The following is an 11,221-nucleotide window of genomic DNA, read 5'->3' as shown; positions in this document are numbered from 1 at the left end:
CTTCCACCTTATGGATAATCAACAGGCGTGATAATTTACAAGTAACGGACAAGAGAGGGGAGTTGTTTTACATGGCAGAAGCAAAACGTATGTTTATCAACGGAGAATGGGTGGAGGCTGAGAACGGAGAGCATATAGAGGTAATGAATCCAGCGACGGGAGAACAGGTCGGAGCTGTAAGCTTTGGCGATGGAAGAGATGCGGTGAAAGCGATTGCAGCCGCGAATGAAGCATTTGCTAGCTGGTCCCGTCTAACTGCGCGCGAACGTTCCAAGTATTTATATAGCCTTTATGAACTTGTTCGCAAGCATAGGGACGAACTGGCAGGGATTATCTCAGCTGAAATGGGCAAACCTCTTCGCGAAGCGAAAGGAGAGGTGCTTGGAGCTGCGGATAATTTTATGTGGTATGCTGAGGAAGCGAAGCGGGTATACGGAGAAACCATTCCTTCTTCTGCCCCGAATAAAAGAATCATGGTAATGAAACAGCCTGTAGGTGTAGTAGCTGCTATTACACCATGGAATTTTCCCGTAAATATGGTTGCACGCAAAATCGCACCGGCTCTGGCAGCAGGCTGTACAGTCGTACTAAAGCCGGCAGAGAGCACACCGCTTAGTGCAATCCGTCTATTTGAGCTGATTGAGCAAGCTGGTTTTCCAAAAGGGGTGGCTAATCTGGTTATCGGGAATCCAGAGTCAATTGGCCAGGAATTTACGGCTAATAAAAAGGTACGCAAAATTACCTTCACTGGCTCTACGCGTGTAGGGAAGCTATTAATGGAAGGAGCGGCCAAAACAGTTAAAAAGGTAAGTCTGGAATTGGGGGGGCATGCTCCATTCATTATTTTTGAAGATGCGGATTTGGATGCAGCCGTTCAGGGATTGTTCGAAAGTAAGTTCCGGGTATCCGGCCAAATGTGCATCTGCACGAACCGTCTTTATGTACACGAGTCGGTGGTTAATGCCTTTACGGATAAGCTTGTAGAAAGAATGAAAAAAGCGAAAGTAGGAGACGGACGAGAAAAGGATACAGAAATCGGTCCGCTGGTCAACGAACAGGGCCTGAATAAAGTGCTTAATCATATTCAGGATGCGAAGGAGAAAGGCGCACACATTATATACGGGGGCCAGCGTTTGACAGAAGGCGAATATGCTAAAGGTTTTTATTGCGAACCAACCGTGCTGACAAGCGTTACGAAAGAGATGAAGATTTATTATGAAGAGACGTTCGGTCCTGTTGTTCCTATCATTCCGTTTACGGAGGAGAATTCGGTTGTACAACTGGCTAATGATTCGGATTACGGGTTGGCTGCGTATGTATATACACAAAACAACAGCCGCTGCTTCCGTATGGCAGAAGCCTTAGAATACGGAATCGTTGGAATTAATGACGGAGCGCCGCCGCAGACGCAGGCACCGTTTGGCGGGTATAAAGAAAGTGGGCTCGGACGTGAAGGTGGTCGCTATGCATTAGAGGAGTTTTTAGAAACAAAGTTTGTTTCTTTCGGATTATAAAGTGGAACTTCATGCAGTGGTGATTGCCCGTTAGGGCGGGATGAAGTATCATTCCTGTTGATAAGGCATATAGAAAAAAGGGAGGCAATCAGTAATTTGCCTCCCTTTTTTAACCGGAATTTAGATATAATGACGATCTTCTTTGGCATACAGGGTGGGTCTGCGATTTTTTAAATAATCGAGATTGCCCCGTGCGATATCGGTTTCTTCCATATTAATTGAAAGTATAGACAGTTCTTCGTTATTGCTGCATTTGTGAATGGTTTTTCCTAAAGGATGGATTAAAGAGCTTTCTCCAACAAATAATGTGCTGTTCTCCAGTCCTACCTTGTTTGCCATTGCAACAAAAACATGGTTTTCCAATGCTCTTGTTTTTAAATAAACGTCTTGGTGAGGATGACTTGGAAACTTGTTTGCTCCAAGAACAAAAATGAATTGTGCGCCTTTGATAGCTAAAATGCGTGCCACCTCAGGAAACTCGACATCATAGGAGATCATTATCCCTACTTTGCCTTCTGGAAGCTCAAATACAGGGCATTCTGTTCCTGGCTCAAAAACCGCTTTTTCAATTTCAAACAAATGAATTTTTCTGTATGTACCTATAATTTCCCCGTGTTTACTAATAAGGACAGCGGTATTAAATAATCTGGTGTTTTCTATTTCCGGGAATCCTAAAATGACGCCAACCTGATGTTTTTGCGCATGTTTACAAATTTCGGTCATGCTTTTTCCTTTTATCGGTTCGGCTAGCTGGGCTATAGTCTCATGCATAAAAGACCCTGACATATACAGTTCAGGGAATAATATATAATCCGCTTGTTTTTTGCCAGCAGATTCAATGCATTCAATAATTCGTTTTACGTTTTCTTCTTTATTCGATAAGGAACATCGTACTTGTGCTAGGGCCACATTAATTTGACGCATATTTTTTCTCCTCATTACACATCATCATGCTGAACTACCTCGTTGTATTGTTGCAGCTTTCTGACAATTGTCGATTGATCTACTTTCAAAACTTTTGCTGCCTTGTATGTACTTCCATATATTTTATAGGCTTTTAGAACAAGGTCTTTCTCCACTAATTTTTTTGCTTCTTTAAGAGGAATAATTCCCTTGATTTCAACTGTATTCTCCCCAGAAACGGACAATGCTTTATCTCTTGGTAAGGATTCAACAACCGTTTCCGTATTTGTTACAACCATTCGTTCGATTATATTTTCTAACTCTCTTATATTTCCGGGCCAATCATAGTCCATCAGCTTTGCTTTACTATATTCGCTAATCATCTTATGTTGATTATATTTCCTATTAAAATTCGCCAGAAAATAATCTATTAATAACGGAATATCTTCTTTTCTATTTTTTAAGGCTGGAAGTTCCAGAGGAACTACATTTAAACGATAAAATAAATCCTTACGGAATAAGTTTTTTTCCACTAATGAAGGCAAATTTTTATTTGTAGCGGCAATGACGCGAACATCGATTTTTTGTGCTTTTACTCCCCCTATTTTGCGGATGGTTCCTTCCTGAAGCACATCTAAGAGCTTGGATTGCATATCGTAAGGCAGTTCTGCAATCTCATCCAGAAAAATCGTTCCGTTGTTTGCAGCTTCAAATAAGCCTATTTTTCCTGCTTTATTTCCTCCTGTAAAAGTTCCCTGCTCATAACCAAATAGTTCGGATTCAATCAAATCTTTAGGTAAGGAAGCACAATTTAAGGAAACAAACGCCTCGGAGGCGCGCGGACTTAAAGCGTGAATCTTCCGAGCCAGCAAGCTTTTACCAACTCCAGATTCACCCAATAGCAGAACGGTAGAGTTGACATGGGCTATTGTTTTGGCTATATCCATTAGCTCCTGCATTTTTTCGGATACAAATACAACGCTGTTGAGTCCTGTATTTTGTGATGCTTCTGATTGTTGCATATGTATTTTGATACACCTCGTAATATTTGTAAGCGAAATAATGAATTCAAAGTCATTTGTGCTTATTTTAGTAATCGAAAAAAGAATTTTTTGCCCGTTCTTAGTAAATAGTATTTGCTCATCAAGGTCGAAATTAGGCTTTTCCATAAAAATACGGTCCCATTCAAGGGTCGTTACATCTTTATTTAGGGACAGAGTATCTGAAGTGGAAGTGGCAAAAACATTTTCGTAGTGACCAAGGATCATTTTTATTTTATACGTTGATGACACAAACAACAGTAAATTGACATGTTCATGTATGTGGTGCTGATTTTCCAAAATGTTGGTACACCCCTATTTGTATGTAAGTAAGTTATGATGCAAAAAAACATTGGTATTTCTTATGGTTCTTATTATAACAATAATTCCCTCATTTTTGAATTATCATATTTTTTCTTGTCAAATGCATAAGAACCGTTGTTAAATAAGCTTTTTTGCCTCTTTATAATGTATGAAAAACAAGATGCAAAAAAACATCTAGATGTTTTTTTGCATTGCTTCCTATTTTCCCTTGCATATCTTGAGAAATTACATAAACACAAGCAACAACCGATGTAAAAAAGCATCTCTTTCATTTCTTATCCGCAATATATTCTGTATATTTTCGCTATTTTGTAATTGGCATCATAATTGCGTGTAATCATGTGTAAGAAAGAAAGGAGGGATACGGTAGTGCAGTTATCGATCGCACAAATTGAAACAAAACTGCATGATAAAAAGTTCAATCTTGAAAAAATCGAGCATTTTTTATGCGAAGCAAAACAAAAAAATTCGGATCTCGTATTATTTCCGGAGCTTTCTTTAACAGGCTATTCCATAGGCCCTTGGTTAAAAGAAGCCGCCGAAGCGAGAGACGGGCAAAGTATAACGTATTTGAAGAATTTGTGTAAAAAATGGAGTATTAATACGCTCCTTTCTTTTCCAGAAATATATCAGCAACAGTATTTTATCTCTGCTGCCTTTATTAGTGATAATGGTGAGATTGAGGCTGTATACCGCAAAACACATCTGTATGATGAAGAGCAAGTGTATTTTACGCCGGGACATGAAATTCCTGTGTTTAACACAAAGTTTGGTGTTATCGGGATGATGTCTTGCTTTGATTTAGAGTTTCCGGAAGTTGCACGTATTCTTAGCAAAAAGGGAGCAGATTTAATTCTTATCCCTACTTCGAATATGGCTCCCTATACAGAACACCAACGTTTGTATACCCAATGCCGGGCGATGGAGAATGAAATACCGTTGGCATTGTGTAATCGAATTGGTGTAGAAGGAAGACATCATTTTATGGGTGAAAGCGTCTTCGTGGATGCTCAAGGCGAAACGCATCTCCTGTTGTCAGACCAGGAAGAATTGCACACCATTCCGGTTCTGTTAATGAAAGGAACAGATCCTAAGCTGAATTATATTCTAGATAATCAACCGCATTTATATAAACAATTGTATAGCTGAATTTCAGGGGGGCAGCAGTACCAACCGGTTTGTCCCCGAACAATTAGCAGGTGTGGTTAAATTTTATAAAAAAGAGGGAGGAAGACAAATGGCTGTTTTAACTAATGTGCTGGATTTAAAAATGTATATCAATGGTGAATGGGTAAATGCACAAAGCGGAAAGGTAAGGGAAATTGTAAACCCGGCAAATGGGGAAGTCATTGCTAAAGCGGCAGATGGGGATGTTGAAGATGCTCGTCGCGCGATTGAAGTAGCCCGCCGAACATTCGACGAGGGAGAGTGGTCCGGGATGCCTGCTGTGCAGCGGGCCAGCTATTTGTTTGCTATTGCTGACAAATTGGAAGAGAAAGCCGAAGAAATTGCTCGCCTTGAAACCTTGGATAATGGAAAGCCGCTTCGTGAGGCTGGATTTGATGTGGCTGATGCTGCTGCATGCTTTCGCTATTATGCAGGTCTAATCACGAAACCGGATGGACAAACCTATCATGTAGCCGATCCGATGCAGGCGATGGTCGTTAGAGAGCCGGTTGGAGTGTGTGGCCTGATTGTTCCTTGGAACTTTCCTCTATTGATGGGTGTATGGAAAATTGCACCGGCCCTTGCAGCAGGAAATACGATTGTATTCAAACCGTCTGAGGTTACGCCGGTAACCGCCATCAAACTATTTGAAATTATTGAAGAGGTCGGTATCCCTAAAGGGGTTATCAATATGGTGATGGGACCTGGAAAAACGGCTGGAAATGAACTGGCAGAAAGTCCGCTGGTTGATATGATCGCCTTTACAGGAGGTACAGTAACAGGCAGAAGTATTATGAGAGCGGCAGCAGGAAACATTAAGAAAATTTCTCTTGAACTCGGCGGTAAATCTCCGAATATCGTGTTTGCGGATGCCGATTTTGAAACGGCTGTAGATTATGCCCTGTTCGGAATCTTCTGCAATCAGGGACAAGTGTGCTCAGCGGGTTCCCGTCTGCTTTTAGAGGAGAGCATCTATGATAAATTTATTGAACGCCTGGTAGAGCGGACGAAGAATATCCGTGTGGGATTCGGCGATGACCCGAATACGGAAATGGGGCCTTTAGTGAGTGAGGCGCACATGGAAAAAGTTCTGGGCTATATCGAGATCGGCAAGCAAGAAGGGGCCCGGCTTGTAGTTGGAGGAAATCGCATTACAGCCAATGGCCTTGATAAAGGATACTTTGTTGAACCGACGATTTTTGTTGATACTACACCAAATATGCGTATTGTTCAGGAGGAAATTTTCGGGCCGGTTCTTGTTGTGCAGAAGTTCAAGGATGAAGCGGAAGCAATTGAACTGGCGAATGGTACAGTATATGGACTGGCTGGCGGCGTCTTTACACAGGACGGGGCAAAGGCTCTGCGAGTGATTAAAAAGCTTCGCGCAGGCATTACCTGGATTAATAGTTACCATCCAACATACAATGAAGCGCCGTGGGGCGGATACAAGCAGAGCGGAATCGGACGTAACCTTGGTACGTTTGGTTTGGATGAGTTTATGGAAGTAAAGCAAATTAATATTAATCTACAGGTAGAGCCTGTTGGTTGGTTTGAGAACTAAAGAAGTAGATGAATAAAAAGGAGGCGCTACGAAGCAGGCTTTGTTAGCCTCCTTTTTTAAAAAACATCAGGTTTCTTCATGTAAGGGAACATTCTATATGAGCAAGCGCAATCAGCATATCGACAACGATGCTGCACATTTGGCAAGCCGTGGTCCTGCTTTTATTTGGAGCTGGCCTGTTGTATTTATTGGACAATTTTTGGTAGCGCTAACGATGGCGGAAGTAGCGTCTCATTTTCCGATTGCCGGTTCAATTTATCAGTGGAGCAAACACTTAGTCAGTTCGACGTATGCGTGGTTTGCCGGATGTATATGTAGCGCACGTATATACAAAGGGCGACCACGAATCGATTATATTAAGCAATAAAAAGAGAAGGCATCTGTTTCCTGGTTATAGGGCAGATGCTTTTTCCCTTTATCCTGTCTTAGTAGGCAGCAGTCTCCCCGCTGTATGAAAGTTCCTTTTATATAAGGATATGGTTTTGTTTCGAAGGCTGAATCTTCCTCCATTTTCTGAATATTTCATGTGCTATACTGTATAAAACGTTAGATGGGTTAGCGAAGAGAGCGGAAAAGGAGGGAAAAGGGTGCAACCGCCAGAAAAATTAGATGCAGAAAAGAAAAGATTGCTACAAGAGGTACAAGTACTACTATCCATGGTTCCAGTGCCTGTTGTAGTAACAGATGCGTTGGGTAACATTCTGCATGCAAATGCAGTAGCAGAAAATGTATGGAAGCGCTCTCAAATCGCATTAACGAACAAACATATTCGAGAGATAGTAGAAGGAGGAGAAATTGAGGCCTTAATTAAGCAAGGAAAACCTGCCCACAAAATACCAGTTCGCATTAAAGATGCTGCGAATTTTCTTCATATGTACGAATGCCGCATTCGTCCGCTTTTTGTGTATAGGAAGGTGGCAGGAGCTGTGCTGCAATTTACTGCGGCACCGTATGCAGAACACAAAGAAGAACGTCGCAAGCATCCCGTTCGCTATACATTTAGCGATATTCGTGGTAACAGTGATATCATTGTTTCCCTAAAAAAACAATCGGCACATATCGCACCGACGGATTCCACGATATTAATCCGAGGAGAGAGCGGCACAGGGAAAGAAGTATTCGCCCAAGCAATTCATGCCACCAGTATGCGAAAAGACGGCCCATTCGTAGCATTGAACTGTGCAGCTATTCCCGAGGCGCTGCTTGAAAGCGAGCTGTTTGGATATGAAGAGGGATCTTTTACGGGAGCCAAAAAAGGGGGGAAGGAAGGCCGTTTCGAGCTGGCGCGTGGAGGAACATTATTTCTTGATGAAATTGGAGACATGCCGCTTTTTCTTCAAGCAAAGCTATTGCGTGTTCTGCAGGAAAGAAGAATCGAACGGATCGGAGGTACGGACACGATTCCGATTGATGTTCGTGTGATTGCTGCTACGCATAAAAATTTGGAAGCGATGATTGTTGATGGCAGGTTTCGTGAAGATTTATATTTTCGTTTGAATGTCATACCTTTATACGTGCCGCCGCTGAGAAACAGGAAGGAAGACCTGTATGACTTAATTCATTATTTTATGAAAAGATGCAGTAAACGGCTGGGAAAAGAACAGAAACGTCTTTCTTCTCAAGCATTAAAACGTCTGTATGATTATCATTGGCCAGGAAACATCCGGGAGGTAGAGAATGTAGTAGAATACATTATGAATTTAGAAATTGGCGAGTTGGTTACAGTAACAAGTTTGCCTGCTTCCTTAAGGGAAATAGACGAAAAAATCATGCCTAAATTAACGAAAGAGCCACCTGTGGAAACTGTACATGATAATCCGCGGGAAATCTTGACTATTGATGAAAAGGAAACCGAATTAATCCTGAAGGCATTGCAGCGGTTTGGCAGAAGCACGGAAGGAAAGAAAAAAGCAGCAGCGTCTCTTGGCATTAGCATCGCTACGCTATATCGACGTTTACAAAAGATTCGTTATGAGAAAAAATTATCAAAATGAGAATAAAGAAGAAAAATAGATAAAAATAGAGAAAAAATGAGAATTAATGTTATGAACTGCTATATTCTTATCCATATCTCTGTCTTTTTTTCTAAAAAAGTTCCTTTTTTTAGGTTTTATAGCTAGTTATTTTCCTTTATGAGCAGAATTCTTTTTATTTTTTATTGGCACATTATTTGCAAAAATTAGGAATTGTGAGGGGTTAAATAATGAAACAGACAATTATTGAACAGGATGTTTCTCAATTCGCTTGCGGGGCAAAATATCTTGGTGCTGGAGGAGGTGGAAGCAGTAATATACTCGAATTGCTGACCAAACGGGCAATACGTGAACACGGGCCAGTACAGCTGCAACATCCATTTGATGTGAAAGAGACGGAATGGATTATTCCTGTCGGAATCATGGGATCTACGACGATTATGAATGAAAAGATACCAACCGGATGGGAATTGGTTGAAGTGCTACGGGCGGTAGAAAAAGAAAAAGAAATTCGAGCAGGAGCTGTCGCAGGAATCGAAATCGCTGGTATTAACGTGCTTACTCCCATTCTTACAGCTGCTTTGGCACGTCTTCCTGTGATAGATTGTGACGGTATGGGAAGAGCGTTTACAGGTATCCATATGACAACATATCATGCGTTCGATATTTCTCTTGCTCCACTTGTGATGACGGATGAGAAAAGAAAAAGCATTTTGATTCAAAGTGATAACAATGAAGAAGCAGAATGTATTGCACGGAACACAGTAATGAATATGGGAGGATGGGCTGCGTTTGCCTGTTATGCGATGAAGACAAAGCATATGCGGGAAACGTCCATTTACCACACATTTTCACTTGCATGGCGCCTGGGAAGAGGGGTTAAAAAAGCGCATGAAGATATTCATCAAGTTGTTCGGGTGCTTATGGAGGAATTAAGCAATTCCGTATATGGAACACCGCGGCTAGTAACAAAAGGGAAAATTGTGGAGATATACTGTGATATGAAAGAAGGGCAGCTTAGTGGATCGCTTTTCTTAGAAGGCCGAGGAGAGTACACTGCTGAGCAATGGGAAATTTTGTTTTGTAACGAATATGTATTGTGTAAACAAGAAGAGAACGTACGTGTGATGTCACCTGATTTAATCTGCGTGTTGGATGCGGATACGGGACATCCTGTACAAGTAGAAGAATTGGAGAAAAATCGCAATGTATGGGTGCTTGGCATACCTTCACCCCCTTTGGTGAGAACCTCGAAGATGCTGGAAGTTGTAGGCCCGGAAACATACGGCAGCCCATTTTCTTTTCTTCCTGTAGAATCCCTGTATGAACAAATGGATGCAAAAAGAGGAGTGGGACATGCTACGGCTTGGGATTGATGTCGGAAAGCAGCGGGTCGATTGTATAGTAATGGACGAAAAAATACGTATGTTTTATGTTAGCACGCGTTCGGTTATAAAGCATCCGCTGTCGGGAATGAAAGAGATACTTGAGGAGATGAAGCAGCAGGGTATTCGTCTATCTGACATTAAACAAGTTATCATTAGCGCATCAAGTGAGTATGAAGAAGGACTGCGGGAAAGCGAAGCTGTGCACGTATGCGCGATCCGAATAGGCTCTTCACAGAATAGTCTGCCTCCTTTCTATGAAGTAACTGACATAGTAAGGGAAACTGTACAGTTGACATGTGTAGAGCTCTCAGGTGGTCATTATGTAGACGGCAGTCCCATACAGGATCTTATGATGAATGAGTGGAATGAGAAGATGGATCGCGCTGCGCTGCCTGAGCATGCGACGTTTGCAGTTACATCCGCTTTTTCCCCAGTAAATCCCGAGCATGAACAAACAGTAGCACAATGGATTCAGAAGAAGTTTGGGGAAGGGCGGGCAATCACGCTATCTTACGAGTTTGGCAGCATTGGACTTATGGAACGGGAGAATGCTGCTATTTTAAATGCTGCCCTGTCCTCTGTCATTCCCTCTCTTTTTCAAAATGTAAAACAGGTTCTTCGACAATATGATATTCATGCTGGTATTTTTCTAAGCCAAAATGATGGATTCTTGATGACATATGAAAGGGCGATTTCTTATCCTATCCGTACTTTACACTCAAGGATTGCAAATAGTTTGCGTGGTGCCTCCCTGCTAGCGGGTCGCGAAGATTGCATTGTCGTCATTGTCGAGAATAAAAGGCTATACATTGGGATGGTTGAAGAAGGTATTCCTAAATTACGATGGTCTAAAAGGGATATCGCAGGAATGTATATGCATGTTCATATTCCTGAGGTTGTAATGATTGATAACATCATACATGGTGCTTCTGATGAGGTCCTGGAACGTGTGTATCAAGCTACCCAGCGGTTTCAGCCACCTTACGAACCGTTGCCGATTGTATTTGTAGGCAATGAATGCAGTGAAATTGCCGGACGTTTTCATGAGCCATGGGCTGAGGTGATTCAACCGGAATACTTTTCGTACGCAAGCGCCATTGGGGCATGCATGGCACCAGTAGGGGGCTGGATAGAGCGCATGTATTGGCTTTCCGAAGGTACAGGCAAAACACAAGTCATTGAAAAGGCAGCAGCAGAGGCGATTAAAGAAGCCATACTGGCAGGTGCTGAAGAAAGGTCTATTGCGCTACAAAGCGTAAAGGTGTCTCCACTTGCGTACGTGCCCAATCAGGCGCTGCGCATTCAAGTTCGAGCGTTCGGCAATTTTGCATAGAACAAAGTCACAGGGCCA

At 42.0% G+C, this 11,221-nt stretch carries 9 protein-coding genes; 7 read left to right on the top strand and 2 right to left on the bottom strand.

What is annotated here, in order from left to right:
- The first annotated feature begins 71 nt into the window (after positions 1 to 71).
- Positions 72 to 1,514, top strand: a complete 1,443-nt coding sequence (locus tag HMPREF0083_RS00425) for an NAD-dependent succinate-semialdehyde dehydrogenase (protein ID WP_040300992.1) — start codon at positions 72 to 74, stop codon at positions 1,512 to 1,514.
- A 120-nt stretch (positions 1,515 to 1,634) separates the two neighbouring features.
- On the opposite strand, the gene HMPREF0083_RS00420 is transcribed toward HMPREF0083_RS00425, so the two are convergent.
- A complete protein-coding gene (locus tag HMPREF0083_RS00420) occupies positions 1,635 to 2,438 on the bottom strand; it encodes a carbon-nitrogen hydrolase family protein (protein ID WP_040300991.1) in 804 nt (267 codons plus the stop codon).
- Between the two features lie 14 nt (positions 2,439 to 2,452).
- The gene (locus HMPREF0083_RS00415) at positions 2,453 to 3,757 is read right to left on the bottom strand and encodes a sigma-54 interaction domain-containing protein (RefSeq protein ID WP_051354483.1); all 1,305 of its coding nucleotides are present in this window, start codon (positions 3,755 to 3,757) and stop codon (positions 2,453 to 2,455) included.
- Between the two features lie 393 nt (positions 3,758 to 4,150).
- On the opposite strand from HMPREF0083_RS00415, the gene HMPREF0083_RS00410 reads away from it, so the two are divergent.
- The 6 genes from HMPREF0083_RS00410 (at position 4,151) to HMPREF0083_RS00385 (ending at position 11,203) form a co-directional block, all read left to right on the top strand.
- Entirely contained in the window at positions 4,151 to 4,930 is a 780-nt protein-coding gene (locus HMPREF0083_RS00410; protein WP_040300990.1) for a carbon-nitrogen hydrolase family protein, read from the top strand.
- A 106-nt stretch (positions 4,931 to 5,036) separates the two neighbouring features.
- Positions 5,037 to 6,509: an aldehyde dehydrogenase family protein gene (locus tag HMPREF0083_RS00405; RefSeq protein ID WP_040300995.1), complete on the top strand. Its 1,473-nt coding sequence runs from the start codon at positions 5,037 to 5,039 to the stop codon at positions 6,507 to 6,509.
- A gap of 97 nt (positions 6,510 to 6,606) precedes the next feature.
- Positions 6,607 to 6,876 (top strand): amino acid permease, encoded by a 270-nt coding sequence (locus tag HMPREF0083_RS00400; protein ID WP_021618895.1) that lies wholly within the window; start codon positions 6,607 to 6,609, stop codon positions 6,874 to 6,876.
- Between the two features lie 220 nt (positions 6,877 to 7,096).
- The gene (locus tag HMPREF0083_RS00395) at positions 7,097 to 8,503 is read left to right on the top strand and encodes a sigma-54 interaction domain-containing protein (protein WP_021618894.1); all 1,407 of its coding nucleotides are present in this window, start codon (positions 7,097 to 7,099) and stop codon (positions 8,501 to 8,503) included.
- 209 nt (positions 8,504 to 8,712) lie between these two features.
- Positions 8,713 to 9,858, top strand: a complete 1,146-nt coding sequence (locus HMPREF0083_RS00390) for a DUF917 domain-containing protein (protein ID WP_021618893.1) — start codon at positions 8,713 to 8,715, stop codon at positions 9,856 to 9,858.
- On the top strand, positions 9,839 to 11,203 hold the full coding sequence (locus HMPREF0083_RS00385) for a hydantoinase/oxoprolinase N-terminal domain-containing protein (RefSeq protein ID WP_040300988.1): 1,365 nt from the start codon (positions 9,839 to 9,841) through the stop codon (positions 11,201 to 11,203). Before HMPREF0083_RS00390 ends, HMPREF0083_RS00385 begins: the two co-directional genes overlap by 20 nt.
- The last annotated feature ends 18 nt before the right edge of the window (positions 11,204 to 11,221 follow it).

The organism is Aneurinibacillus aneurinilyticus ATCC 12856, from assembly GCF_000466385.1.
Taxonomy (GTDB): Bacteria; Bacillota; Bacilli; order Aneurinibacillales; family Aneurinibacillaceae; genus Aneurinibacillus; species Aneurinibacillus aneurinilyticus.
Note: the sequence above shows the minus strand (reverse complement) of the source record. Positions and strands in the feature narration are given on the sequence as shown.